Source organism: Nitratireductor sp. L15S-10, assembly GCF_045011005.1.
Lineage (GTDB): Bacteria > Pseudomonadota > Alphaproteobacteria > Rhizobiales > Rhizobiaceae > Nitratireductor.
Genome location: NZ_CP120675.1, coordinates 22862 through 48134, shown reverse-complemented (window position 1 = coordinate 48134; position 25273 = coordinate 22862). Strand labels below are relative to the sequence as shown.

Here is a 25273-nt window from a genome sequence, read left to right as displayed (position 1 = left end):
TCGACGCTTGACGACTATGGCTTCGCTCTGTCCGACAGCAATCGCTGGACAACAATCTCGCCGTCTGGTCCCGCACCCATGATGAGCGCCGATGCTCGATTGCTTTGCCAAGGCCGGCCGACAAAGTAGATGCCTTTCACCGGCGAGATACCGGCTTCGTGCAGGAATGCTCCGTCATGCGCCTTGGCGCCTTCGATATCGAGCCATGTTGTGTCGTCCCGATAGCCGACCGCCCATATGACCGTCCGGATGTCCGCCGACGTACCGTCGGCAAACCGGGCCACTTGACCGCTTGCTTCAGTAAGGCGTGGCAGCACGCGGATGCCTCGCTTGGCCAGGCTTTCGATGCTCCGGTCACGATCAGGAAACGCATCGGATTGTCTAAGCTTTCTGCCAATCCGCGACTCCGCGGGGGCTCTCAGTACGCCAAACAGGTTGAGCCACCACCAGATGGACTTGCCAAGCACTCGCTCGGGAAAGAGCTTGCGAGGCTTGCTCGTCGCCAGCATGACGGACTGCCTTTGTCGCGCTTCCACAGCGATATCCCGGCCGCTTGCTCCATCTCCGACCACCAGGACCGGACCGTCAGGCAGCTGGTTCGGATTGCGGTAGGTTTCGGTGGTCAGCTGGAGCACCTCGTGTCCGAACTGCGCGGCCACCTTCGGCACAAGCGCGACCTGGAATGCTCCGGTCGCGACGATCACCTCGCTGGCGTTGATACGCGACCCGTCATCCAATGCAGCTTCAAAACCGTCGTCTCCAGCCTTCGAGAGGCGGGTCAGACGTAGACCAAGCCGGATCGGCAGTCGGAAGCGTGTAGCATATGCTTCAAGATAGTCGGCGAACTCGTCGCGGCTCGCATAAAGTTCCCGGTTTCCCGCCAGGTCCAGTCCCGGTAGGGCGCTGAACTGACGTGGCGTGAACAAAGTGAGCGAGTCGTACCGGACACGCCAGTTGTCGCCCACCCGCCGATGGCTGTCGACGATGGTGAACTGCAGACCAGCCTCCTTGAGATAGTACCCGGTCGCGAGACCGGCCTGGCCGGCCCCAACGACAAGGACGCGCTTTTCCATCACACCACGACGACTCTGGCTCCTACGGGCACACGCTCATAAAGATCCTCGACATGCTCGTTCACCATCCTGATGCAGCCATTGGAAACAGACTTGCCGATGGTCCAGGGCTCCGTCGTTCCGTGGATACGGTACAGTGTGTCGTGATTATTCCGGTAAAGGTAGAGAGCTCGGGATCCCAACGGGTTGTTGGGTCCGCCGGGGACACCGCTTGCGTAGCGGGCATATTTCCCCGGATCTCGGCGGATCATGTTGTCCGTCGGGCGCCAGGGCGGCCATTTTGCCTTCCTGCCGATCACGGCCGAGCCGGTAAAGGCAAGTCCCGCCTTGCCGACACCGATGCCGTATCGTCGGGCAGAGCCTGCACCACCGACAAGGTACAGATATTTCTCGCGTGGAACCACCACGATCGTTCCTGCCGGGTAGTCATATGGCGATCTTACGTTCTGTGGCAGGAAGCGTTCTTCCAGCACGAACTTGCGCCTTGCGGTGTGTGCAAGGGCCTGACCGGGCACCGCGAGCAGCGCGAACATCCCGAGGACGAGCATTCGCCTGTCAATCCGTCCCAACGAACCATCATCAATTCTTTTCGGCTCAGTGTTCATGACCGTCCTCACCCTGGGGAGGAGCGACGTCGGGAACGAGCTTTTCTATCTTCGCACCTTCCTTGAGTTCAGCAATGATCCGCCTCTCCTCGGCGGCTTTCAGAGCTTGTCGTATCTGCGGCGCCACGGATTCGAAGGACGGGGCAGGACGATTTCGGGTTTCCTCGAGCAGAACGACATGAAATCCGAAGGCGCTTGCAACCGGCGTCTGCGTGTATTCACCAGGCTGTAGAGTCGCGGCCGCCGCATCGATCTCCGGCAAGACCTGGCCTTCCGCCACAAAGCCGAGGTCTCCGCCCTTGACCCTGGAGACTTCGTCGGCCGAGCGCTCCTGCGCCAGCTCCACGAACGCCTTTCCCCCCTTCAGCGCCTCAATGACCTCGACGGCATCGCCCTCGCTGCCAAGCAAGATATGGCGAAGCCGACGCTCGGTAACCGGCGGAATCCTTGCCGCCTGTTCGTCATAGGTAGCCCTGACGACGCTGTCGGTCACCGCTTCTTCCACCTGTTGTTCCAGGAAAAGGGTGCGCAGCGTCTGATCTTCCAGAAACGCCAGCTGCCTCTTGTAGGCGTCCTGCCCGGTAACGTTTGCCGCACGGGCAGCGGCTGACACGATCTTCATGTCGATCAGTGCGTCGACCAGGATGGAACGCCTCGCATCAGGCGGCATCTGGGCGAGCTGCGGCCCGTACATCTGCTCGGCGAGGGCAAGGTCGTCTGCCGTGATATCCTGGCCATTCACACGACCGACGACATCTGTGTCCTGAGCCAGAGCCGAAGATCCGAGCGGAAAAGACAGCGTCAGGATCATCGCGCCGACGAGAAGGCCGGCATTGCTCCGTCTCCGGTTCCCGATCGTGCTATTCATCGGAGCCTCCTTGCTGTTTCGCGGCGGTAACGAGCGGATCGATAATCTCGCTGAACCGCTCGATGCTCAGTGCGCCTTTTTGCATCTGGCCATTGATGAAGAAGGTCGGCGTCGAGTCCACTCCAAACGACTTGCCTGCCTCGGCAACGGCAGAGACCTGATCCAGCAACTCCTGGTCCTTGAGGCATTTCTCGAAATCGGCGGTGCTCATCCCCGTCATGCCCATCACTGACTTGAGCGCCTCGGTCCCGTCGGCAACCCGTGCCCAGTTGTCCTGCGTGCGGTAAAGCAGATCGATGGTGGGATACCATTTGTCATCGCCCATGCACCGCGCCAACATGAATCCGGCCGAGGACCGCGGATCGAACGGAAACTCCCGCATGATGAAGCGGACCTGACCCGTATCGACATATTTTTTCTTGAGCTCGGGCCACACATTTACATGGAAGGTGCGGCAATGGGGGCAGGTCAGAGACGCGTATTCGATGATCGTTACCGGCGCGTCCTCAGGCCCGAAGCTCTTTTCCGGCAGTGGCCCTGGGGCCAGCAGCGCGTCGGTTGACGGTTGCGCTAACAGGAGGGCGGGATAAGTCGCGACCATCCCGGTCGCAGCCATGCCAAAAATCAGATTGCGGCGTTTCATTTCAGGTCCTTTCGTGAGGACGGTTTTATGCAAGCTCTAGCCCCTTGAGAGGCAAGGGGGCTCTCGCTAGAAAAGTGCACTTGTTTGGGCTCGAACGATGATGGGGGCCGGCGTTGCGACGCGGTCGTACAAGTCGATGATGTCCTGATTCATCAACCGGACGCAGCCGCTCGAAACCGCCTTGCCGATGGTCCAGAATTCGGGCGTTCCGTGAAGACGGTAAAGTGTGTCTTCGCCATTCTGGAATATGTACAGCGCTCGCGCGCCAAGCGGATTGTTGAGGCCAGGCGGTTGACCGCCGTTTTCCGCGCTCCACTTTTCCAGTTCCGGCTGGCGTGCAATCATCTCGGCGGGAGGTGTCCATTTCGGCCACCGCTGCTTCCACTGGATCACGCCGTCACCCGACCATTCGAACCCCTGACGGCCGAGGCCAACGCCGTAGCGCATCGCCTTGCCACCCGGCCGGACGAGATAGAGAAAGAAATTTCTCGTATCCACGACGATTGTGCCGGGGCGCTCACCGGTGGGGTCGTCGACCAGCTGCCTGTAGAAGCGCTTGTTGACCTTGGACAGGTCAACGGCCGGGATCGGGAAATCTTCTTCCGGCATGGCGCGATACATGGAAAGGTAGGATCGATCTTCCGCAGGTTTGATCTGCACCGGCTCTGCCGGCTCGTTGCCGGTGGTCGAGCAGGCAGGCAGGACGAACCCACCGGCTGCCGCCGCGCCGAGCCTGAGAAACTGCCGCCGGGAAAACTGTACGCGTAGTTGTGTCTGGGTCACTTGTTGTGCTCGCAATAATATCATCAGGGTCGAGCGCCTGCCGTGCAGACGCTGCTCATATGAAGCAACGACCCATCGAGCACACCACGCCGGCGGAACTGCCGGATGGTGCGACGGCGATCGTTTTCGCCTCTTCGTGAGTCTATCGGGGAGGGGGGACGACCAGGGCAACAATCCCGGGAGGAACAGTGCCGGCAGATCTCTCCAGAGGAGAAGCATGTGTCTCGCAAAAAGCAGGAGCGTGCCATGCGGCAAGCCAGCTGCAGCCATCATGACACTTCGCGGCAGCCACAAGCGAAGCGGGAGCGCCATCGTCGCCGGTGTCAGTCTCGACATATGTCAGGACTGAGCCCCGCTTGAACGGCTCCCCCTCGCCCGCCGCCGCCGTCGTCAGCGCAGCGTGGAGACTAATGAAACATAGCATCAGGAGAGCGAGCAGTGTCCGTCCCATCGCGTCACTCATTTGGCGAGTGAGGGTCGGCCAGTGCGGCCTCGGGACGGCTGATCGGCACCGATGTCAGCGAGGTCCGCTTGGCGAGAGAAGCCTGTCCGCCGCGTTCCAGCAGCTTGCGGAAGCTCGGATGCATGCCTCCATCGGAATAGGCATGTGCCGAAAGCACGCTGCCGGTCGAAAGAAGATCGTCCATAGCGACGCGATCGGATTGCTGCCGTCCGGCGACCAACGGATCAGCAGCATTCAGTGCCGGCGGACATGACGCCAAAGGATCCCGTGGCTCTCCACCTTCGAACTCCCTGTCGAAGACGTAGCGTCCTTCGCAATAGGAGACCTTCGGTTGCCGACGTGTGACCTCGAAAATGTCGTAGCCCAGCTTCAGGTCCGACCAGAACGAAAAGTTTGGATCGTTCCTGTATTTAGCCATGTTCTGGGGCGTCATCCGAAACGGAAACGCCTGGACCTGGAACGTCCCTTGGCCACCTTTCAGGGCCTCGCGCGCGACGGCATAGATCTCGGCCACGCCTTCGTCCGTCAGTGCGAAACACCCGGACGACGAGCAGGCGCCATGGACCATGAGCGCCTCCCCCGTATAGCCGAGTGCTGCTTCAAGCGTGTTCGGATAACCAAGATTGAAGGACAGATAGTATTGGGAGTTCGGGTTCAGCATTCCCGCGGACACATGATAGAACCCTTCAGGAGCCTGACGGTCCCCATCCCGCTTTTTCGGGCCGAGCTTTCCGGACCAGCGACACATCGGGTAGGCCTTGAGAAGGGCGTATCTGCCGCTGCGATCCCGTTTCCATATCTCAAGCTCGCTTTCCTGCTTGAAAATCCGTACGAGGATCGGCGCGGAAGCCGACATGGATTTGCGCGACATTTCCGCCACGAGTGCCGCCGGGATCGCCTGGGTAGCCTTGCCGTCAACGTCGAGAACGGTCGAAACGCATGCGCTCAAAAAGAGCGCAAGCAGCACAATCCCCCCTGTTCTGACGGCTGTAAACATCATCGATAACCATATTCATCTGCACGCACCCATTCCGGCAGCGCTTCGCAGAGTCAGGCCATCATAGTTAAAATGGCGTTTCCGCCAACGAATTTCCGCGCGGCAAAGAATCACAGGAATGAGAGGTTGCCCGCGAGAGACAACGTATCGGTGAATGTGGCGATATACTACAGACGGTAATAAGTCTGCGCGCTGGCGATATCCTGTTCGCCAACCGGTTTAGTGGCCAGCCTCGTCCTCGACAATAACCATTGTATCGATTTTTCCCTTTTCTCCGAAATCAAGCCTTAGTTGAAACGTGTCGCCGGGCCGTAGCGGCTTCTTCAGTCCGGAAATCCAGATATGCTCGCGCCATGGGGCAAGACCCAGCGGCTTGCCTGGGCTGAGCGTTATGCGGGAGGGCCAACGTTCCGCGCCGTCCGCATCGACACGGAACCTGACAGTCTCGGCGACGGATGATTCCGCCCCTGTCAATTGTGCTTCTGCCGTCCCCTGATTGAGAAGGGCGCCATACACCGGTACGCCGTCGTCTCCTTCCGCCGGCGGCGGTGACCAGACGTGGCCGATCGAAATCTGGCCCAGCTTATAGCTGTGGGCGGACGCGCCACTTGCGGCGAAAACCGCCAGAAAGACGCCTGAAGCCAGCGACCTGCCGATCCGCGGCCAGGGCTCGAACGCCGATGCCGCGTTTGACCAACCCCGTTCCCGGCGCTGAGATGGTTGTGCTTCTATCGGACTATCTTCTCGGCGCGTCATTATCGAACTCCTGGGTCGAGGAGGTCGTCAGGCGTTCGTCCGTCTCGTCGGATCCCTTCGAAAGATTCCGTGCTGCTTCGATCTCCTGCGGTGACAGGTTCTTCTGTCGAAAGAAGGTATAGGACAGCGTCACTTCACGGAAATTCCGGGCATCCTTATCCTTCAGCATTTGCTCGTCGAGATACAGAACCAGGGGCATCCGGGCACTCTGGCCCGGCCCCAATTTCTCTTCCGTGAAACAGAAGCACTCGATTTTGAAGAAGAAAGGGGCCGTCTGATACGGCGTGACGTTGAATGTGGCCCGTGCGACGACGGTTTCATCAGAAACATTTTTTGCGTAGTAATAGACCTTGGTGGGTACGCCGAATTTTGTCTCTATGCTTCGTTGCTCAGGGCGAAACTCCCAGGGAAGGTCTGGCGCGACATTTGCATCGAAAAGCACTTTAACCGTCTCGTTGCTCGTCGCGGTCGGCATCGATCCGTCGACCGATCGTTGGACCGTCCCGCCATAACCTGTCAGGTCGCAAAACATTCGATAGAGGGTAGGTGAATATGCGACGAGACCTGTCATGGCGACCAATATCCCGGCGCTGGCCATCACGGGCCAGCGTTTGCGCGAGCGATGTTCCATGGGTCACGACCTCCTCTGATCCTCTTGGCCGAGGAGGTTGTTTTATGATCAACGATCTGACAACGTGACATCAAGGCGCGGGGGCTCGATGCGCTGCCTCCTATCATTTGGTATCGGCAAGCGTCAAAGCACCGCACCGGGTAAAGCTCGTCTGCCTGTTGAATAACGTTCTGGCGTGGAGGAAACTCACTTCGGTTACAAAGAGAAGCAGACATAGCCATGCCGGAAGCACTGGAATGCCTTCCCTCCCACGAGTCGCTGCTCCTTGCGCGCAAAAGACGGCGTATGAACTGGGTGCTGTGCGTGCTTCTGGTAACGTTCGTCGTTGCCGTGTACTGGATAAGTTTCAGTCACGTTCGGACTGAGACGAACGAAACTCAATCGTCCTCCGAACTGGGTAACGGTCCAATCACTCACGCTTGAGTGGCCGATCGCCGTTATCGGTGAGAAGGTGGACCGTCTTGACGTCCAATTCGGTCCATTTCTCGATGATTTTTCGCTTGGCCTGCTTTACGTTAATCGTACCGATCGCCTACTTGGTACTGTCTTCGGTGTTCCGACTGGTGTGCGTCGGGCTCGGTCATAACAATCTTGAGATGCTATACGGCGGCACTGCGGTCTATCTGTTTACGCTGGCGGCCGCCGCGGAAGGCGCGTACTTCCTGCCTGAGGACATAAGAAGCTCGTCCTCATTCACCAGGCTGACCCAGCGATTCAGGTCTTCTCCAGACTGGCGCTTAAGATAGTAGATTTCCGTGTCCTTCCACAGCAGGACCTTCTGCTCCAGATTGTCCAGGATGAAGTCCCCGAGATTCGTGACCACTGTCAGGACCGCGTGTCCTCCGCCCTTTGCGTCGCGGGCAACCGTCATCAGCAGAGCACCCAAAGGGTAGCCGAGTTCGTTCAGGCGCTTGCGTTTCTCAAGAGCGTAGTCCTCGCAATCTCCCACGGTGGTCGGGTATTCCCATCGCTCTTCTACGCCGAAGATCTCCATGTCGGTAAGCGGAGCGACCGCAGCGTTCACATCCGCGTTGATCGAGACGATCTCCCGCCATCTCGGCTTCGTAAGCTTGATCATCGAGCCTTCCGGTGACCGGGCACACTCGCTCCGGTAGCGCCTGCAGTACTCGTAGTATCCGACCGGCATAGTGGTCGTCCCGAATGTAAGCATATTGCTGGCTCGGATGGGCTGTGTGGGGTTGAAGTGAAAGGCATTGGCTGACGCCATGACGCATGACATTCCGAGCGCCAGGGCGCAAACAACAAAGCGTATCATTGAACCGTCTCCCCGTAGTGTTGGGAAGCAGATACAGGATAAGCCTCAAAACGATGGAAAATCAGTTGGTTAAATTAAGGGAGAACTATCTGAAAATTTTATGCGGTGCTTCAATATTTGATTCACCGATGGTGACCGCATACGCGGTCAGTCAACGGCGACGTCTCCCTGGCCGTGATGATGTACCGTCAACTGATCGCGTGATTGGACGACATTGGCGGTAACTTCCAGTTCCTGCCCGCCTTCGAAGACCAGCGTAAGGCGGCTGTCAGACAACCTGTCAGTTCGGGACAGGGGATCCTCCAGGAGCAAGCGAATGCCGCTAGGGCGCATCGTCAATTCGGCGTGACCCGGCACAGGAACAATTCCTTCCACTGGCCCGGTGCTGGTCCGGCCCGAACTCATTTCGGTTCGCAAGATGGAAATCTTGCCGAATGCATCGCTTCGGATCGCCTCCAGGCTGATCTGCTGATTGGTGCCATTCCAGATTGTGAGATAGCCTTCAACGCCGTCGTCCTCGTTCTCTGTCACCAGGATCTCCGCGTGCTCGACCGTCAAAATCGGCGGCGGCTTGCCATGATCTTGTACGCCGTTGGATGCCTCCACCTGCGTGGCCAAGACGAAGATTGCCAGCCCCGCTGTCAAAAGTTCTCTATTCACAAGCAAATGTCCTCTCTCCAGTGCCTGCCCTTGGTTGAGCCCAATCTGGGCAAACCTATGATCAATGCTGCCAGACAATGCGGCAATTGAACGCGTTTGCAGGGAGAAATCCTAAGTCATAATAGCTATAGATACTGGAGGAACAGATGCTGACGATTGGAGAACTGTCGCGGGCAACCGGCGTCAAAATTCCTACGATACGGTACTATGAGCAGATGGGATTGATGGCTGTTGCCGAACGTTCCGGGGGCAACCAGCGGCGATATGAATCACATGATCGAGAGCGCCTGTCGTTTATCAAGCATGCTCGGGATTTGGGGTTCACAATCGAGGCCATCAGGGAACTCCTGGAACTGAGCGCTCATCCCGACCGTCCTTGCGTGGATGCCGATGAAATCGCCGTTCGGCAGCTTCAGGCCGTTCGCAACAAGATCGCCAAGCTCCGTCTTCTCGAGAAGGAGCTTGATCGCATGACGTCACGAAACCACGACGATCAGGTTAAACACTGCTACGTGCTGCAGTCTCTCGCCAACCACGACATGTGCGTGAGCGAACACCAGCGACCTTAGCGAGGAGCCAAGCGTCGGCTTCTCGCACGATCCCCGAAAGATTTCTGAATTGCGGCGCGACGTCAGCCAGCACGTCTTGCCAAATGCAATTTCATTGCTTTAAATGCAAATAGGTTGCAACTGCAAATCCGAGGGATCGAGATGACCGAGCCGACGTCGGACGTCGCCAACGGCTGGAGGGGCAGGTCGCGTGCCCCTTCAATGTCCGATGTGCACCGGTCAGTGCCCGTGCAGGGCATGCACTCGTCCTGGCGCCGGGCCGCCGCCTTCATCGGCCCGGGCTATCTTGTTGCCGTCGGCTACATGGATCCCGGCAACTGGGCGACGTCGATCGCAGGCGGATCGCGCTTCGGATACACCCTGCTCGTGGTGGCCCTGATCTCAAACATCATGGCGATCATCCTCCAATCCCTTTGCGCGCGACTCGCCATCGCGTCCGGCAGGGACCTGGCGCAGGCTTGCAAGGATGCGTATCCAAAGTCCGTGTCGCGTACCCTGTGGGGGCTCGCGGAGGTCGCGATCATCGCGACCGACATCGCCGAGGTCATCGGTACGGCCATCGGCTTGAACCTGCTCTTTGGCATCCCGCTGGAAATTGGCGTCGTGATCACCGCGCTTGACGTCTTCCTCATTCTCTATCTGCAAAGGCTTGGCTTCCGCTGGGTCGAAGCACTGGTGATCGCGCTGCTTGCCGTAATTGCCGTCTGCTTCGTGCTTCAGATTGCCCTGGCGGATCCGAACTGGGGCGACGTCATCCGCGGGTTCGCCCCGACCACCGAGATCGTCACCAATCCCGAAATGCTCTACCTCGCCCTTGGCATCCTCGGCGCGACGGTGATGCCGCATAACCTCTATCTCCACTCCGGGATCGTGCAGACGAGGAATTATGGCGACAGCCTGCCGGAAAAGCGCGAAGCGCTGAAGTTCGCCACGATCGACTCAACGGTCGCACTGATGTTCGCGCTCTGCGTGAATGCGTCGATCCTCATCCTTGCCGCCGCCACGTTCAACACGACCGGGAGGACGGAAATCGCCGAATTGGGCGAGGCCCACAGCTTGCTGGCACCGATGCTCGGCGCGGCCATCGCGCCGACCTTGTTCGGAATCGCGCTCCTGTGCTGTGGCATAAACTCGACGGTGACGGCGACCCTTGCAGGACAGATCGTTATGGAAGGGTTCCTGGATATCAAGCTGCCCCCCTGGCTTCGCCGGCTCATCACGCGGGCGATCGCCATCATTCCAGCCGCGGCGATCACCATCTGGTACGGAGAGAGCGGCACCGCCCAGCTCCTGATTTTGACCCAGGTGATCCTCAGCCTTCAGCTGTCTTTCGCGGTGTTTCCCCTGGTGATGTTCACGGCCGACCGGAAAAAGATGGGTGAACTGGTGGCGCCCCGTGCGCTGGTCGCCATCGCCTTCTTTATCGCCTTTGCCATCGCTGCCCTGAACGTCAAGCTGCTCTTCGACTTTCTTGCGTCCGCAGCTTGATCCCCGGCGTCCTCACGCCTCCGTGTCGTCCTCGAACCGGCAGAAATAGGTCACCCTATCGGCGGCGCCATTGGATGAAGGAACGTTGCGCAGAACGACCTTGACGACCGAACTGCCCGCAGGCGCAATGATATTCCCGGCAATCGTCTCCGTCGGATGGTCATCGGGGATGAGCTCGAAGACGGTCTCGTCCCCGCGGGTCTGGCCGAAACGGACCGACCCTGTATCGTAGTCGCCCTCCGCGGCATAGGTCGTCTCCATCCTCCTTTGATCCAGGAACAGATAGTATTCCATGTCCGAACCGAACGGCACTCGGCCCCAAAGCAATGCGTCGGCCTTCTCACGGGACGGCCTGATGCGGCGCACGAGCGCATCACAGTCCGCGGAGGAAGGTACTGCTCCTTGGTCTGGGAACCACAGGAACACGCCCGTCGGCGGTTCTGCCAAAGCCGGTAGAATGCCGGCAAGCGATGCCGCAAGCAAAACGCCGATTGTCTGCCTTAGCCGCATGCCCGCCTTCCGATCCGCGCGTCTTGATGCATCCGTTCACCGTGCCTGAAGTTGGGATCGATGGCCTGACCTACGGAAGTGTGAGCCTCGCAATGACTGGAAGGTGATTTGACCCGAATTTTGGCCCCATCGCCAAGCTGTCCAATCCCACCGCTGGCGACAGCACGATGCGATCAATTGGTGTCCCGAGCTGCGTCCACGATCCGAACCTTATGCTGAATCGGGTCGGCAGGGGCCACCATCGGGATTCAGTCGTCCTGTAACCCGTGGAGGACAACAGGTCTTTGAAGAAAGGAGACCACGAGGCGGTGTTCCAGTCACCCGCGACGACAACGGGAGTGTCCTGCCGTTCCGACAGGAGCGCCTGCGCAAGATCACGCAGATAGGCCGACCGCTCGCGCCACATGCGTGGACTTCTCGGCGTCTGCGGATGAACCGCATAGACGATGAGGGCCCGGCCTCCCACAAGCAGTTCATATCGGACGGCAAACCTCCCGCCCGTGTCGGCGCTCTCGGGAGACACGGTTCTCGCGGTCAGGATCGGAAATCGGCTGAATAGCTTCATGTCCGTGTTGGCGTGCAGGTCGCGACTGCTCTCGAATGGCCAGATGCCGCTGGCTGCCAACGCATCCTGCCATCGCGGCGTCATCTCCTGGAGCACCAGGATGTCGGCGGTCGCGATTGATGGAAGTGAGAGAAAGTCCGCCGGATCGGGGTTGTCGACATAGACATTAGCGGTCACCACCGTAAGTGGTGCGCCGATCTGCGAAGAAGCAGGCAGTGGTAGGAAAAAGAACGGGAACACACCGCTTAGCAGCGCTAGTGTCCCGAAAAGTGCCACGATGACGTGGCGGAAGGCCAAACTAAGAACAAACAGGCATGTCGCGAGGAGCAAAAGATGCGGGCGAAGGAAGTTTGCGAGGTCAGCAATCCACATGTTTGTCGCGAGAGCCATCGATCCCAACGATGCTGCGGAAAACCCTGCGCACAGGACTGCCATTGCGACGATGCCGGCTCTATGAAGCTTACTTTTTGAAAGCGTAACGAGCATTCTGCAGTCGCAAGACGGTCGGGATGATGAAGGAATAGTCCCTCCTCCTCGCTCTTACCAGTGAGTCAAACTAACGCGGCGACCGACGTCAGAGGCCTCTTGAATCTCTAGCAGCATGAGATTGTACGCTATGCTGGAGCGAGACTTATCGATCGGCCGAGACAGGAAGCCCGCAAACGTCGCTCACCCTGTGCTAGCGATCGGGGAGTGACCTGTGTCAGTGGATGTTTTGAACGGTCATATCCTGGTGGTTGATGACCATCAGGATATTCGAGACCTGGTCGCCGGGCTGCTCGCCAAAGAAGGATATCGCGTCAGCGCTGCAGCGGATGGACGACAAATGCGGCGGCAGCTCATCGAAAGCAGCGTCGACCTTGTCGTTCTCGATCTCATGTTGCCAGGAGAGGACGGGCTCACCCTTTGTCGCGATCTCAGAGCCACGACCAACATTCCAGTTGTCATGCTCACCGCGAAAGGCGACGAATTTGATCGTGTCCTCGGTCTCGAGATGGGCGCTGACGACTATCTGACAAAGCCTTTCGGCGGCAGGGAACTCGTGGCCCGAATCCGCGCGGTCCTCAGAAGGACGCGATCCGTTCCCGCAGGAACGCGAAGCAAAACTGCGTGCGTGTGGCGGTTCGACCGCTGGACATTCGACACGGCGACACGCTCTCTGAAGTCGATAGATAATGCATTGCTTTCCTTGAGCACTGCCGAATTTAACCTGATGAAAGTATTCGTTGAGCGGCCGCAGATCGTGCTCACGCGGGATCAACTCCTCGATTTGACCCGGGGCCGTGAGTCCGAATTCATTGATCGCAGCATCGACACCCGGATCAGCAGGTTGCGGCGGAAGATCGAGGAGGATCCCCAAAACCCACAAATCCTCAAGACCGTGTGGGGCGACGGCTATGTATTTGCAGCCGACGTGTCGCGTGGATGATCGGTTTGCTGCCGAAAAGCCTGAGTGGCCGAACAGTCGTCATTCTTGTGACGGGCCTTGTTGCGACGCATATGGTCACCCTGCTCGTACTGTCGGAAGATCGAGTTGAGTCGTTGACGCGCACAGAAGAGCAACACATCGCCCAGCATATTGCGTCTATTGCGAATATTGTTTCAGACGTTCCAAGCGAATGGAGGGATCGGATCGTTCGTTCCTCTGATGGCCACCTGTTCAACGTCAGAATAACGCAGGACGACGTGCCTGCTCCGAGCCAGGAGGAGCTTGAGACCTACTACCGACAGAACATCGACCAATTCAAATTGCCACGCCGCGCCATTGCTGATGAACTGGAGTTCAGTGCATCACAATTCGGCCCGAAGGCCCAACAAGAGGCGGCCAGCGCCTTACTGAGCATCCAGGGCGGCGCAACATTCCAGGCGACAGCAGAGCGATACTCGAAGGCACGTTTTTCATCCCGGGCGGAGGTGCCCGAAGGCAGCAAGAACCCCGATTGGGACAAAAACGTCTTCGCACTGGTTCCCGGGGAACTGGCGAGCGTGTTTCAGGCAGGCGGATCGTATTATGTCGTCCGCCTTCAGGAGGTCATGCCCGCGGGCGCAAAGAGCTTAGTCGAAGTCCGCCCGACGATCATGACAACCGTACGCGCGCAAAAGGAACAGCAATGGTTCGCGGAGAACGGCGAAAAGACGCTCTTCACGATCAAGGGACAGCGCTACAGCCTTCGCGATTTCTACAAGGAATATGAGGAAGCGTCACTTCGCGACCAGTTCGAAGGCGCAGAGGGTCTCAAACGTTTGGCAGACGCGCTAATTGATCGCATGCTCCTGGTATCGGACACCTATGACAAGTTGCTCGACGTCGCAAACAAACCCCTTGCCGACGAAACGCGACTTCGTTTGCTGCGGCAAATGATGGAGCAGGAGGAGGTGGACGACCGGATCGATGTCACCGACGAGCAAATTCAAGCATTCTACTCCGACAATCGCGATCGCCTTGTGAGTCCTCCGATGTCGAGAATCCGTTATGTCCGTATCGGTCTTGGCTCGAGCGAGGCGGACGCGAGTCGTGCACGCGAACGTTCAGACGAAGCCTATCGGAAGCTGACAGGAGCAGTCCCGGGGTCGGACTTTGCCTCGGTAGCGCAGGAGTATTCCGAGGATGTCGAAACAGCTTCAAAGGGTGGCGAGTTCCCTGGTTGGATCGGCGAAAGCGGGGATCCACTAGGCGAACTGATGAGCCACCCATTCCATGAAGCGATTCAAGACATGGAGCCGGGAAAAGTTGGCAAACCTTTCGAGTTGGGAGGCAGCATCTACATCGTGGAAGTGACGGAACGAACCTCGCCGCAACAGTTAATTCTTGACGAGGCAAAGCCCTTTATCGAGGAGTACCTGACCAACCAACAGCATCGCTCCATGGCCGATGAATTGCAGAGGCGGCAACTCCAAGAAGCCAAGGTGCAGTTGTATCCGCAGGTTCTGGAAAAATATCTCACGCGCGCGGCCTCTCGCGAACAACCGCCATCGCCGTAGCGAAGAAACTCTTAAAGCCCCTTGACCCTCTAGCTGCTATAGGTCCTATGACGTAGTCCCTGCGAGACAGGAGACATCGAGATGAACGCTGCAGCACGCCGCACCCGCTTTCGGGTTGAAGGCATGGATTGCGCAAGTTGCGCCGCCAAGATCGACAAAGCGGTCCGACGAATACCGGATGTCACAGATGTGAACGTGTCGGTTGTTGCTGGCACCGTGAGCGTTGAACACGGAGACAAGCTCGATCTCGACACACTGGCCCAAAAGGTCAACCGGCTAGGCTATAAGGCCACACGCCTTGGTGCGGTGAAGAAGTCGAAGGCTGCGGAGACCGCCCACGGTCAAGGCCGAAAATCCAACCATGCGGACCATGATCACGAGCACGTCGATCACGATCATTCGGGTCATGACCATGCCGGTCATGCGCATGGGCCGAAATGCAACCATGATCATCCTCCCCATGACCACGGCGATCACGATCATACGAGGCACGATCATTCCGCACATGTTCATGGTGCGGACTGCAAGCACGACCATGCTGATCGCGATCACGCGGGGGACAGTCATTCAGGCGAAGATCGCGCTGCGAGTAGTTTTATCGAGGAGACTACGTCGGCAGGCGCGCATCAGACCCGCTTTCGCGTCGCCGGCATGGATTGCGCGAGCTGCGCGGCCAAGATCGACACCGCAGTGCGTCGAATGCCGGATGTTACCGACGTGAAGGTTTCGGTGGTCGCCGGGACCATGACCGTTACGCATGAAAGCAATGCCGACATTGAAGGTCTCGCCCGCAAAGTCACCAGCCTTGGCTACAAGGCCGTGCCGATTCCGGCTTCCGGCCAGAAGTCAGGCTCTCCGGCTGCGGATCATGTCCACGGCCCGGATTGCCGTCACGAGCAGGATTCAAAGGCGGGCGGCAGTGGTGCCGGAACCCCTGACGCGCTGGAAGGCATGCATGGCCATGATCACGGTCCCCAGGATGGACCATGGTGGAAAACATCCAAGGCGCAATTGACTGTCGTCTGCGGCATTGCGCTGGCTGTCGCCTTCGTGCTGTCCAAATTGTTCCCGCAAACGCAGCCCTGGGGCTTCATCGCCGCCATGGCGGTCGGGCTGATCCCGATCTCCCGGCGTGCCCTGTTCGGCGCGGTCAATGGAAGTCCGTTCACCATCGAGACATTGATGACGGTCGCCGCGGTCGGGGCTGTCATCATCGACGCGGCCGAAGAGGCGGCGGTCGTGGTTTTCCTGTTCCTTGTCGGCGAGCTGCTCGAAGGCATCGCAACGGGCCGTGCCCGCGCCAGCATCCGGGCATTGGCGACACTGATGCCGAAAACGGCCTTGCTGGAGCGCGATGGCACGACGCAGACAGTTCCGGCGGAGAGCCTGTCTATCGACGCGGTGGTGCTTGTGCGGCCCGGTGACCGGGTGCCGGCGGACGGAGACGTCATTTCCGGCGAAAGCGCGGTCGACGAGGCGCCGGTAACCGGCGAGTCGGTGCCCAAGCGCAAGGAACCGGGAGACAAGGTTTTTGCGGGCACGGTGAATCAGGAAGGCGTGCTCAGGGTTCGCGTGACCGCCGCCGCCGAGGACAACACCATCTCGCGGATCATCGCCCTGGTCGAGGAGGCTCAGGAGTCGAAGGCTCCCACCGAACGGTTTATCGACCGCTTCTCTAAATACTACACGCCGGCGGTGATGGTCGTGGCCGCCCTGATCGCGATCCTGCCGCCGCTTCTTGCCGGTGCGGAATGGAACACCTGGATCTATCGCGGCCTTGCGGTGCTGCTGATCGGCTGCCCCTGCGCGCTCGTCATTTCAACGCCTGCAGCGATTGCCGCGGCTCTTTCCGCGGGCGCGCGCCGGGGCCTGCTCATGAAGGGCGGGGCGGTGCTGGAAAATCTCGGCAAGGTCGATTACGTCGCGCTCGACAAGACGGGAACCTTGACGGAAGGCAAGCCGAAGGTCACCGATATTGTCGGCATCTCGCGTGACGAACGCGAAGTGCTGCGGCTTGCCGCCGCGCTTGAGGCCGGATCGAGCCATCCGCTGGCGACTGCGATCCTTGCCAGAGCGGAAGCCGAGGACGTCACGATCGTCGCGGCCAGCAATGCCGGCGCCATCGGCGGCAAGGGCGTTACCGGCACGGTGGATGGCGTCAAGCTGTTCCTGGCGTCTCCGAAAGCCGCAGCCGAGGAGGTTTCGCTCGACGCGGAACTGCAATCCCGCATTGCCGCACTGAACGACGAAGGCAAGACGGTTTCGGTGCTGCTTGCGGGCGACGAGGTGGCGGGTCTGTTCGCCATTCGCGACGAACCGCGGGACGATGCAAAAACCGGCATAGCCGCCCTTCACGATCTCGGGGCCGGCACTGTGATGCTGACCGGCGACAACCGGCGCACCGCTGAAGCCATCGCGGCCTCGCTCGGCATGGAGGCCCGCGCCGAGTTGATGCCGCAGGACAAGCAGAAGATTGTCGGTGAGCTTCGCGGCACAGGAAAGTTCGTGGCCAAGGTCGGCGACGGGATTAATGATGCGCCAGCGCTCGCCGCCGCCGACATCGGCATCGCCATGGGCAGCGGTACGGACGTGGCGCTGGAAACGGCTGATGCCGCCGTCCTGCATGGCCGCGTCAGGGACGTCGCCAACATGATCTTGCTGTCGCGTCTCACAATGCGCAACATCCTCCAGAATATCACGCTTTCACTTGGCCTGAAGGTGGTGTTCCTGGTGACTACGGTTCTCGGCATCACCGGGCTTTGGCCCGCCATCCTGGCCGACACCGGCGCGACGGTGCTGGTCACGGCCAATGCGATGCGGCTGCTGGCCTGGAAGGGACTGCGCGACGCATGAGGGCGCGGCATTCGGAGACCCTAGCGAGTGCGATGTCGCGATCATGCGGTCTGACTGCCCCGGCGGCCGTGCTGTCGGTCGGCAACGCGTCGGTCCGGGTGAGGTGACCGCATTGGCTCACGGTCAGCGCATCGCAGCGGTCGACATCGCGCGCGGTCTCGCGATCGCAGGGGTCGTTCTTTTCCATATCGTCTGGGATCTGGAGTTCACCGGGATCATCAGCGGAGTGGCCCGGCACCCGGCCTGGCTGGCTTTCGGGCGAAGCCTTGCCGGGACGTTCATGTTTCTCGTCGGGATCAGCCTCGTCCTCGCCCACCATGCTGCCGTGGATAAGGGGGCGTTTGCCCGCCGGCTTCTGACCATAGTGGTCGCCGCCGGCGCCATCACTGTCGTTACCTGGTTCGTCTTTCCCGAGAGCTTCATCTATTTCGGGATCTTGCACGCAATCGCGGCCGCCACGCTTGTCGGCGCAGCATTCCTGCGCGCCGGCGCTCCACTTTGCCTGGGTGCCGCGGTTGCTGTTGTGCTGCTTCCATTCTTCGTTCAATCGCCGGTTTTCGACACACGATGGCTGGCCTGGATCGGATTCGCCGAGAACCCACTCCCCAGCAACGACTTTGTTCCCGTTTTCCCGTGGGTCGGTATAACGCTTTTCGGCATGGCTACGGCGAAGCTGCTCCGACTTGGCTCCAATCGAAGTCCTTCCTCGAAGGCCCCTCCCCGAGGCGGATCGGCTGCCGCATTGATCTGGATGGGGAAACAGAGCCTGCCGATCTACCTTCTGCACCAGCCGCTTCTCCTGGCTTTCATCATTCCTCTTTCGTGGGCTCTTTCGAATTGATGACTACTTCGTGTGACGGGACAATCTCCTGTCCGAACCAGTTCCCACGAACAACATTGGCGAGAAGCAGCCATAGCGAGCCGCATATTCAGGGAGGAGTGACCTTGGATGCATGAGGACCTGCCAGACGCGCCAAGCTCGGAGAACGGACAGGTAAACAAGACGGGACAGGTCTATGGCCGCCTCAAATCGCTTATCGTCATGCAGAAGCTGCCGCCACGCACCTCCCTGGAGATGAAGAACATCGCTGACCGATTTGGGGTCAGCATCACGCCAGTACGCGAAGCCCTCATCCTGCTCGCGAATGAAGGGATCATCGCGAAGGATGGCAGCCGGAGCTACATGACCCGACCCTTGACCGTCAACGAGGTTTCCGCCGACTACGAAACAGCATTCATGATCGCACAATATTGCCTGCAAAACGGCGTGTTCCAGTTCTCGGCAAGAGGATTGCGATTGGTCGAGCTCGACCTGGCTATCAGGCAGCCCGCATCCGACAGTGCTGGAGCTGCAGCACTCGCGATCGAAGCAGTCTATGAGCGTATCGCCGGCTTGACCGACAATCTGCGGATGGTACGCCTGATGCTGGAATTCAATGACCGAACGACTTTCATTCGGCAGCTCGACATGAAGAACGAGGCGAGGCTCCACGAGACGATTGCCGCAATGACGGAATTTCTTGCCGCTCTCGACAAAGGCAGCATCAACGATGCACTTCGCAACCTTGAAGAGCAATACGAGCGGAAGAGGGAATTTATCCCTGATCTCGTCCGGAAAGGAAACCTTTACGCCCTCGAGGCCGTTGATATCTTCACTCAGTAGCGGCGATGCAAGGATGGATATCAATAGACAAACGGGCACCCGAAAACAGCGATGAACACCTTGATTGACCACAGCCCGGCTAGTGCAGCCAATGCTATGCGCGACGAGTTTGGAATGGCACGTGCCATCTTGGAATACAGTATTCGCGAGAATATTGCCGGTTTCACTTTGTCCGGATTAAAGATCCCCCGCGTTATCCAATGCTGGGGTCCGGGCACCTCGTTGCCGGAATCCGCAGATTTCGTGCTTGAGGTGGCCATCTTTCAGGAGCATCTCGCAGACAGGATCACTGCCCTCTCCCAAAATCGGAAGCTACTCGGCCTCTGTGCATTATCGGGACATAGATTCACGGTAGCTATCGGGGATTCGAAGGGGCATGAGTCCGTCGGCATCGAGTTCAATGCCGTCTGACCAGACATAATCGCCGGTGAGGTTGATCCGGTCCCAGCCCAAAGGTGAAAGCTGCGAGAGTAGAGCGGGATCAATTTTCACTCCGCGACTTCCAAGTTCACTCACGGCGCGGTCGAGATAGCGGCAGTTGAACAGGATGATTGCGGCGGTGACGAGATTGAGTGCTGCCGCTCGCATTTGCTGATTTTCGATACCGCGATCCCGGAAGCGGCCGAGCCGGTGGAACGCAACCGCGCGCGCCAGACTGTTTCGCGCTTCGCCCTTATTGAGTTCACCCGTGACAAGCTGGCGAAGCGCCGGATCCTTGAACCATCGCAATGTGAAGAGTGTGCGCTCGATACGGCCGACCTCGCGAAGGGCAGCGGCAAGGCTGTTTTGTTGCCGGTAGGCTGAGAGCTTTTTCAGGATCAGCGATGGGGTGATGGTTCGGTCGCGCATCGCCCTAATGACGCGATGAATGTCGGGCCAGTGATTGACGATCAGATCGCGGTTGAGCCTGTTCCCGAACAGCGGCGCGAGGCGTCCGTAACGCTTGGGCGGCTCGAAGGAATAGAGGCGGCGATCGGAGAGGCGCGGAATACGTGGCTCAAAATCAAGCCCGAGCAGGTCCATGACCGCAAACACGATATCGGAGACGCCGCCGCCATCGACGTGCAGCGCGGAAAGGTTGGCGTTGCTTTCGTGGCCGAGAATGCCGTCGAGGGCATGGATCGCTTCGCCGGCAGTGCCCGCGATCACGGTTTGATGGAGCGGTGCGTAGCGGTCGGTGATGGTGGTGTAGATTTTGACGATCGGGTCGCGGCCGTAATGCGCGTTGACCTGACCGCCAGCCTCCCCGGCGCCACCAAGATAATAAGCCTGCCCATCGGCAGAGGCGCGCCAGCCCTCACCGAACCAGGCCGCCATTGGTTCGGCCTGTATGGCGTCGGTCAGACAGCCGAGCGCGGCGCGAAACGTCTCTTCACGCATGTGCCACGTCTGCATGCGCAGGAGCGTGCGCCGCGATGCCACGCCGCAGACCTCAGCCATCCGTGACAGGCCGAGGTTCGTCGCTTCCGCAATCATAGCTGCGAGAAAGGATCGTTCATCGCTGGGCGGCAACCCGGTCGAGACATGACCGAAATGGCTGGTGAAACCGGTCCAACGTTCGACCTGAGACAAAACATCGGTGATGCGCGTCGTCGGCACGAGATTGTAGCAGGTCCGGACGAACTGTCTGCCATCGTCGCGTTCGGCAAGATCGGTTTTCGGCTCTTTCGGAAACCGCAGTCGGTCACCGGAAAACAGCGCGGGATCGCCGCTGGTCAGCCCCCCTGATACCTTGAGCAGCGCAGTATCCAGTTCGGCCGCGCGGGCATCGAGCCACACATGAGGATCAGGAATATCGGAGACCTGTGCCGGGACCGGATCCGTACTCGGTGAAAGCAGCGTTTCCAGAGAGCGGTGCAGTCGGGAGGTTGGCACCCAGATGTCGCCCGCCGCCAGTGCTCCAGCCAACGCGGAATAGGTCGCCAGCTCCCAATGGGTTCGGTCGATCTTGTCGTCCGTGACGATATAGCGCTGCCATCGCCGCTCGATATGCCCGAGCGGCAAGCCATCAGGGAGCGCCGTGCGCCAGTCGCCATCGAGTTCGGCCAGGATCGCCATCGCTGCACGGAGCGGCGCGGTACCCTTGCGACCCTCGAACGTGAACGCTTTCAGGAAGCGCGGCCCCGCCCGCTTGAACGTCCGATATTCTGGCCCGATTTCACTGATGGCATTATCTCGTCCCGGCCTCGTGGTTCGCCGGAGAAGAGCAGCGTCGGCATCGATCGTATCGAGCGAGGCGACCGCTGCGACCGCTGCTGCAATATCGCCGCCGGCGCGTGCGGCTTTGCTGACCGCCTCAAGCACGTCGGCGACACGGATTAATCGGTCGCGGCCCTGGTCGGCAGAAGCGGCAACCGTCTGTTCAAGGCGTTTGCGGGCACGCAGATGCGCTCGCCCGATGAGCGAGTCGAACATACCGATAGCTGTGTCAGTCAGCGTGGCCTCAAACTCGCGCAGCGTCGCCACAAGAATAACATGCCGCCGCGCCGACCCCATCTGCTGGAATGCCTGCGCGGTGTAGCGGACCCCTTCGCGCGCAAATTGCTCCATTCGGGGTTCGTATCGTCTATCGATGGCGGGCGTCCTGATGCCGCGAACCAGTGCGATCTTGTCAAGAATACCGACGAGCGAGGCAGAGGCGACGCGCGGGGTGGGTTCCCGTAGCCAGGAAAATCGGCTTTGCCTATCGTGCGTTTTCTCGGCGATAAGCGCGTCAAGTCGGCTATGGGTGGCCGGATCGAGACGATTGTCGATGTCGGCGATGATCCGGTTTTCGGCCGCGTGCATCGCTTCGGCGGCCATGCGCTCGACCACGGTGATTCCGGAAATGACTATCTTACGGAAGCGCAGTTCGTCGAGGAAGTTGCCCAACAAGACGCGTCCGTTGGTCAGGCCGACAGCTTCGGCTTCCAGCCACGCTCGAAGCGTTGCGCGCATCGGCTTGGTGAGGTCGGTGAACCCGAAACGCGCCTTGATCGCGAGAAGCTGATCGTAGCGTGTGGGCGTCCGTCGTGCGAAACCGCCGATCACTTCTGCATCGATCCCGATCTGCTCAGCGATATGGTCGAGCATGACAGCGGGCAGCAATTCGCCGCGTCGGAGATGCCTCCCCGGATAACGCAGACAGCAAAGCTGCAAAGCATAGCCAAGCCGGGTCTCAGGCGTGCGGGCGCTGTTGATGGCAGCTAGGTCGTTTACGTCCAGACTGTGATGGCGGACGACCGTCGTCTCGTCTTCGGGCAGCGCCAACAAAGCGTCGCGCTGAGGGCCGGTCATGTAAATGCGTGCTGGCATCGGTTATCCCTTTCAAAAATCACTTGCCTTTTGATACAGTTTTGCAAGAGGATTGTGAAAGGCATTGAGCCTTGATTTGCGGTCATGGTCATCCTGCTTCCGTAGACGGCCGTTTGTGAAAGGATCGAATTGAGCACCGCACCTTATTTGATCGGCTATGCTCGCGTGTCGAAGGGGGACGACCAGTCGAACGCAGCACAGTTGCGCGCGCTGACGGCAGCGGGTTGTAAACGCGTCTTCGAAGAATCCGCCAGCGGCGGGCGATGGGACCGGCCGAGGCTCCAGGAGATGATCGGCCAGCTACGGGATGGCGATGTCGTTGTTGTCTGGAAGCTCGACCGGCTTTCGCGAAGCCTGAAAGACCTGCTGCACTTGATGGAAAAGATCGAAGCGGCGGGGGCCGGCTTCCGGTCGCTGACCGAAGCGATCGACACGACGACACCGGCAGGCCGCATGATGATGCAGATGGTCGGCTCATTCGCCGAGTTCGAGCGCGCCATGATCCGCGAGCGGACTAGCGCAGGGCTAGCGCAGGCGCGGTTGGAAGGGCGGCTCGGTGGTCGGCGGCGCAAACTTGACGATAAGAAACGGCGTGAGATCGCCGAATCCGTTGTTGCGGGGCGCAAGTCCGGCGCCGAGATGGCGCGGCTCTATGACGTGAGCGAGCCAACCGTCTCAAGAATCGTTGCCGAATATCGTCAGCGGGAAGCCCATGAGGCCTTGGCATGACTTGGATCCGATGACCTCCATGGGGTGGAAAGCGGAAAGGCCGCTTTCAGCAGCCAACCCTTCCAAGCGGAAGATGTCGAACGACCTACCAATTGCAGTCGATCAAGACATGGATCGTCGGCAAAGCTGCATGGACCTCCGATCATTTCGGCGACAGGGTTTCAATGATCCGGCAATCGTCGACGATGCCGCACTCGCACTGGTCGATCATTCTGTCGAGTTCGGCCTTGAGCGCCATGAGATCAGTGATCTTCTTTTCGACCTCTGCACGATGTTCGCTAGCGATGGCATCAACTGCTGCGCAGGATTGTCCGCGATTGTCGGATAGCGTGAGAAGCGCTCTGATCTGGTCGAGCGAGAAGCCCAGGTCACGTGCCCGGCGGATAAAGCTCAGCCGGTTCAGATGGTCTGGCTCGTACGCCCGATAATTGCCTTCGGTACGCGAGGGCTCGGGCAGTAGACCGTTCTTCTCGTAAAAGCGGATCGTTTCGACCTTGGTACCGGTTTGCCTTGCAAGATGACCGATCGTCAGAATTGAAGAGTTCATTTTATGACCCTATAGCGTATACAGGGTCATGTAGGTTCTATTTGGACGTTTGTCGATCTCGATGGCTCGCCTAGTGCGCCGCTCTGGCGCTCTCCACCTCTTCACGCACCAGGTCGTGGAGTTGCTGCGGTCCGAAGGATTCCAGCGGCCTGCCATTCACGAAAAAGGTCGGTGTCTGGCGCACATTATTGCTCTGAACATCGGCCATATCCTGCTCAAGAACGGCGTCAATCTCGGCCGAGGACATCTCACGCCGTGCCTGCTCAACATCCAACCCAGCCGCCGCCACGATTTCCCAGGCTTTCTCGAGATCGGGTGCACCATGCACGGCCCATTCCGGCTGTCGCGCCAGCAGGGCTTCCAGTATCGGTTCGTATCTGTCCTGAAGACGGGCTGTTTCCAGAATCCTGACGGCTTCGTCAGATCCGTCATGGAAGGGCGCGTATCGGATGACCAGGCGCGTCTCGGCAGGGAAATTCGCCATGATCTGCTTAACGGCTGGATAGAAAGCTCGGCACGCCTCGCAGGACGGATCAAAGAATTCCACGATCGTCACCGGCGCATCCGCTGGGCCGATTACGGGTGAATGCGCCCTGACCAACGCATCACCTTGCGCCGGTGCAACGGGCTGTGCCGAGAGGCCGTCGTACCGGTCGTAGATAAAGGCACCGCCTGCAAAGACAATCAGTGCGACAAGGCCAGTGAGAAGTACGATGGACCGTCTGGTCATGTTGAACGTCTCCGGTGCGCGAGAACGAGAAGAAGAGCGATGCTCCCAAAGGCGGCGAGCGATAGGTAAGGGAGCGGCAAAATGCCAAGGACCGTCATCTCGACGCCAGAACATGACGGGCCGTCTTGTGTACAAGGCTCGATGGCTGCTGGAAGGATCCTCGCATAAAGGAGGGAGTGGAATGCAGCGATGGCGGCACCTAGGGCAGCCAGTGGAAGTCCGTACCGGGAAACGCTGGCATCACCTCGAAAGCTAGCGACAGCCAGAATGACCGCCAGCGGAAACATGAAAGCGCGCTGATGCCAGCACAGATTGCACGGCGTCTGTCCCATGACCTCACCAATGAAGAGAGCGCTGAGCGAGGCGGCAAGCGCAATGAGCCATGCCGAGAAGACGAACGCCCAGGTATTTGCAGTCGTGCCCGCCCCGGTGGTCATAGCACTCCCTTTCGCCATCGTTTCGCTTCGCTCCATTTACCTTTGCATTCAACTATTTCTGCACCCTGTACCCACTACAGGGTCAAGGCTCCTTAATGAAGTTGTACCGCGAATTTGCACGTGGATCGCAGCGCGAAATCAAATAAACGAA

General features: G+C 59.3%; 24 protein-coding genes. 8 read left to right on the top strand and 16 right to left on the bottom strand.

All coding sequences use genetic code 11. The features are described from left to right. Positions 1–14 precede the first annotated feature (14 nt). The 10 genes from P2W41_RS18230 to P2W41_RS18185 all read right to left on the bottom strand — a co-directional run bounded on the left by P2W41_RS18230 (position 15) and on the right by P2W41_RS18185 (position 8833). Positions 15–1073, bottom strand: a complete 1059-nt coding sequence (locus P2W41_RS18230) for an NAD(P)/FAD-dependent oxidoreductase (RefSeq protein WP_009452594.1) — start codon at positions 1071–1073, stop codon at positions 15–17. Further along, entirely contained in the window at positions 1073–1621 is a 549-nt protein-coding gene (locus P2W41_RS18225) for a L,D-transpeptidase (RefSeq protein WP_009452595.1), read from the bottom strand. The genes P2W41_RS18230 and P2W41_RS18225 overlap by 1 nt, the downstream gene beginning before the upstream one ends. A 46-nt stretch (positions 1622–1667) precedes the next feature. After that, positions 1668–2546 (bottom strand): peptidylprolyl isomerase, encoded by an 879-nt coding sequence (locus P2W41_RS18220; RefSeq protein ID WP_009452596.1) that lies wholly within the window; start codon positions 2544–2546, stop codon positions 1668–1670. Further along, positions 2539–3189, bottom strand: a complete 651-nt coding sequence (locus tag P2W41_RS18215; protein WP_009452597.1) for a DsbA family protein — start codon at positions 3187–3189, stop codon at positions 2539–2541. The genes P2W41_RS18220 and P2W41_RS18215 overlap by 8 nt, the downstream gene beginning before the upstream one ends. Before the next feature lie 66 nt (positions 3190–3255). Further along, a complete protein-coding gene (locus P2W41_RS18210) occupies positions 3256–3996 on the bottom strand; it encodes a L,D-transpeptidase (protein WP_051018048.1) in 741 nt (246 codons plus the stop codon). A gap of 431 nt (positions 3997–4427) precedes the next feature. Beyond that, positions 4428–5435 (bottom strand): murein L,D-transpeptidase family protein, encoded by a 1008-nt coding sequence (locus tag P2W41_RS18205; RefSeq protein ID WP_009452599.1) that lies wholly within the window; start codon positions 5433–5435, stop codon positions 4428–4430. A 216-nt stretch (positions 5436–5651) separates the two neighbouring features. Beyond that, positions 5652–6188 (bottom strand): copper chaperone PCu(A)C, encoded by a 537-nt coding sequence (locus P2W41_RS18200; protein ID WP_009452600.1) that lies wholly within the window; start codon positions 6186–6188, stop codon positions 5652–5654. Further along, positions 6169–6819, bottom strand: a complete 651-nt coding sequence (locus tag P2W41_RS18195) for a cytochrome c oxidase assembly protein (RefSeq protein ID WP_009452601.1) — start codon at positions 6817–6819, stop codon at positions 6169–6171. The genes P2W41_RS18200 and P2W41_RS18195 overlap by 20 nt, the downstream gene beginning before the upstream one ends. Before the next feature lie 619 nt (positions 6820–7438). Continuing rightward, positions 7439–7966: a transglutaminase-like cysteine peptidase gene (locus P2W41_RS18190; protein ID WP_240532840.1), complete on the bottom strand. Its 528-nt coding sequence runs from the start codon at positions 7964–7966 to the stop codon at positions 7439–7441. Between the two features lie 276 nt (positions 7967–8242). After that, complete coding sequence (locus P2W41_RS18185; protein WP_404935036.1) at positions 8243–8833, bottom strand: copper chaperone PCu(A)C; 591 nt, start codon at positions 8831–8833, stop codon at positions 8243–8245. A 68-nt stretch (positions 8834–8901) separates the two neighbouring features. Between P2W41_RS18185 and P2W41_RS18180 the strand changes: the two genes are divergently transcribed. Further along, positions 8902–9324 (top strand): helix-turn-helix domain-containing protein, encoded by a 423-nt coding sequence (locus tag P2W41_RS18180; RefSeq protein WP_009452604.1) that lies wholly within the window; start codon positions 8902–8904, stop codon positions 9322–9324. A gap of 141 nt (positions 9325–9465) precedes the next feature. Further along, on the top strand, positions 9466–10812 hold the full coding sequence (locus P2W41_RS18175) for an Nramp family divalent metal transporter (RefSeq protein ID WP_009452605.1): 1347 nt from the start codon (positions 9466–9468) through the stop codon (positions 10810–10812). Positions 10813–10824: 12 nt separating this feature from the next. On the opposite strand, the gene P2W41_RS18170 is transcribed toward P2W41_RS18175, so the two are convergent. Both P2W41_RS18170 and P2W41_RS18165 read right to left on the bottom strand, forming a co-directional pair. Then, positions 10825–11322: a hypothetical protein gene (locus P2W41_RS18170; RefSeq protein WP_009452606.1), complete on the bottom strand. Its 498-nt coding sequence runs from the start codon at positions 11320–11322 to the stop codon at positions 10825–10827. Between the two features lie 70 nt (positions 11323–11392). Further along, positions 11393–12163, bottom strand: a complete 771-nt coding sequence (locus tag P2W41_RS18165; protein ID WP_404935035.1) for an endonuclease/exonuclease/phosphatase family protein — start codon at positions 12161–12163, stop codon at positions 11393–11395. A gap of 430 nt (positions 12164–12593) precedes the next feature. On the opposite strand from P2W41_RS18165, the gene P2W41_RS18160 reads away from it, so the two are divergent. The 5 genes from P2W41_RS18160 to P2W41_RS18140 all read left to right on the top strand — a co-directional run bounded on the left by P2W41_RS18160 (position 12594) and on the right by P2W41_RS18140 (position 19385). Then, complete coding sequence (locus P2W41_RS18160; RefSeq protein ID WP_009452608.1) at positions 12594–13316, top strand: response regulator; 723 nt, start codon at positions 12594–12596, stop codon at positions 13314–13316. After that, positions 13313–14869, top strand: a complete 1557-nt coding sequence (locus P2W41_RS18155) for a peptidyl-prolyl cis-trans isomerase (RefSeq protein WP_255606525.1) — start codon at positions 13313–13315, stop codon at positions 14867–14869. Before P2W41_RS18160 ends, P2W41_RS18155 begins: the two co-directional genes overlap by 4 nt. An 81-nt stretch (positions 14870–14950) precedes the next feature. Then, positions 14951–17722 (top strand): heavy metal translocating P-type ATPase, encoded by a 2772-nt coding sequence (locus tag P2W41_RS18150; protein WP_040673345.1) that lies wholly within the window; start codon positions 14951–14953, stop codon positions 17720–17722. Positions 17723–17765: 43 nt separating this feature from the next. Continuing rightward, a complete protein-coding gene (locus P2W41_RS18145; RefSeq protein WP_240532839.1) occupies positions 17766–18563 on the top strand; it encodes a heparan-alpha-glucosaminide N-acetyltransferase in 798 nt (265 codons plus the stop codon). A 108-nt stretch (positions 18564–18671) separates the two neighbouring features. Next, positions 18672–19385 (top strand): GntR family transcriptional regulator, encoded by a 714-nt coding sequence (locus P2W41_RS18140; protein WP_009452618.1) that lies wholly within the window; start codon positions 18672–18674, stop codon positions 19383–19385. Between the two features lie 330 nt (positions 19386–19715). On the opposite strand, the gene P2W41_RS18135 is transcribed toward P2W41_RS18140, so the two are convergent. Next, a complete protein-coding gene (locus P2W41_RS18135) occupies positions 19716–22661 on the bottom strand; it encodes a Tn3 family transposase (RefSeq protein WP_255606526.1) in 2946 nt (981 codons plus the stop codon). 147 nt (positions 22662–22808) lie between these two features. Between P2W41_RS18135 and P2W41_RS18130 the strand changes: the two genes are divergently transcribed. Continuing rightward, entirely contained in the window at positions 22809–23408 is a 600-nt protein-coding gene (locus P2W41_RS18130) for a recombinase family protein (protein ID WP_009452622.1), read from the top strand. Positions 23409–23550: 142 nt separating this feature from the next. On the opposite strand, the gene P2W41_RS18125 is transcribed toward P2W41_RS18130, so the two are convergent. The 3 genes from P2W41_RS18125 to P2W41_RS18115 all read right to left on the bottom strand — a co-directional run bounded on the left by P2W41_RS18125 (position 23551) and on the right by P2W41_RS18115 (position 25122). After that, a complete protein-coding gene (locus tag P2W41_RS18125; RefSeq protein WP_009452623.1) occupies positions 23551–23955 on the bottom strand; it encodes a helix-turn-helix domain-containing protein in 405 nt (134 codons plus the stop codon). A gap of 70 nt (positions 23956–24025) precedes the next feature. After that, a complete protein-coding gene (locus P2W41_RS18120) occupies positions 24026–24685 on the bottom strand; it encodes a thioredoxin domain-containing protein (protein WP_009452624.1) in 660 nt (219 codons plus the stop codon). After that, positions 24682–25122: a disulfide bond formation protein B gene (locus P2W41_RS18115; protein WP_024706423.1), complete on the bottom strand. Its 441-nt coding sequence runs from the start codon at positions 25120–25122 to the stop codon at positions 24682–24684. The genes P2W41_RS18120 and P2W41_RS18115 overlap by 4 nt, the downstream gene beginning before the upstream one ends. Between the last annotated feature and the right edge of the window lie 151 nt (positions 25123–25273).

Bases quoted from the DNA above. Each gene is read 5' to 3' on its own strand.
- P2W41_RS18230 (WP_009452594.1), bottom strand. From the start codon at position 1,073: ATGGAAAAGCGCGTCCTTGTCGTTGGGGCCGGCCAGGCCGGTCTCGCG.
- P2W41_RS18225 (WP_009452595.1), bottom strand. From the start codon at position 1,621: ATGCTCGTCCTCGGGATGTTCGCGCTGCTCGCGGTGCCCGGTCAGGCC.
- P2W41_RS18220 (WP_009452596.1), bottom strand. From the start codon at position 2,546: ATGAATAGCACGATCGGGAACCGGAGACGGAGCAATGCCGGCCTTCTC.
- P2W41_RS18215 (WP_009452597.1), bottom strand. From the start codon at position 3,189: ATGAAACGCCGCAATCTGATTTTTGGCATGGCTGCGACCGGGATGGTC.
- P2W41_RS18210 (WP_051018048.1), bottom strand. From the start codon at position 3,996: ATGATATTATTGCGAGCACAACAAGTGACCCAGACACAACTACGCGTA.
- P2W41_RS18205 (WP_009452599.1), bottom strand. From the start codon at position 5,435: ATGATGTTTACAGCCGTCAGAACAGGGGGGATTGTGCTGCTTGCGCTC.
- P2W41_RS18200 (WP_009452600.1), bottom strand. From the start codon at position 6,188: ATGACGCGCCGAGAAGATAGTCCGATAGAAGCACAACCATCTCAGCGC.
- P2W41_RS18195 (WP_009452601.1), bottom strand. From the start codon at position 6,819: ATGGAACATCGCTCGCGCAAACGCTGGCCCGTGATGGCCAGCGCCGGG.
- P2W41_RS18190 (WP_240532840.1), bottom strand. From the start codon at position 7,966: ATGCCGGTCGGATACTACGAGTACTGCAGGCGCTACCGGAGCGAGTGT.
- P2W41_RS18180 (WP_009452604.1), top strand. From the start codon at position 8,902: ATGCTGACGATTGGAGAACTGTCGCGGGCAACCGGCGTCAAAATTCCT.
- P2W41_RS18175 (WP_009452605.1), top strand. From the start codon at position 9,466: ATGACCGAGCCGACGTCGGACGTCGCCAACGGCTGGAGGGGCAGGTCG.
- P2W41_RS18170 (WP_009452606.1), bottom strand. From the start codon at position 11,322: ATGCGGCTAAGGCAGACAATCGGCGTTTTGCTTGCGGCATCGCTTGCC.
- P2W41_RS18155 (WP_255606525.1), top strand. From the start codon at position 13,313: ATGATCGGTTTGCTGCCGAAAAGCCTGAGTGGCCGAACAGTCGTCATT.
- P2W41_RS18150 (WP_040673345.1), top strand. From the start codon at position 14,951: ATGAACGCTGCAGCACGCCGCACCCGCTTTCGGGTTGAAGGCATGGAT.
- P2W41_RS18145 (WP_240532839.1), top strand. From the start codon at position 17,766: ATGCGGTCTGACTGCCCCGGCGGCCGTGCTGTCGGTCGGCAACGCGTC.
- P2W41_RS18140 (WP_009452618.1), top strand. From the start codon at position 18,672: ATGCATGAGGACCTGCCAGACGCGCCAAGCTCGGAGAACGGACAGGTA.
- P2W41_RS18135 (WP_255606526.1), bottom strand. From the start codon at position 22,661: ATGACCGGCCCTCAGCGCGACGCTTTGTTGGCGCTGCCCGAAGACGAG.
- P2W41_RS18125 (WP_009452623.1), bottom strand. From the start codon at position 23,955: ATGAACTCTTCAATTCTGACGATCGGTCATCTTGCAAGGCAAACCGGT.
- P2W41_RS18120 (WP_009452624.1), bottom strand. From the start codon at position 24,685: ATGACCAGACGGTCCATCGTACTTCTCACTGGCCTTGTCGCACTGATT.
- P2W41_RS18115 (WP_024706423.1), bottom strand. From the start codon at position 25,122: ATGACCACCGGGGCGGGCACGACTGCAAATACCTGGGCGTTCGTCTTC.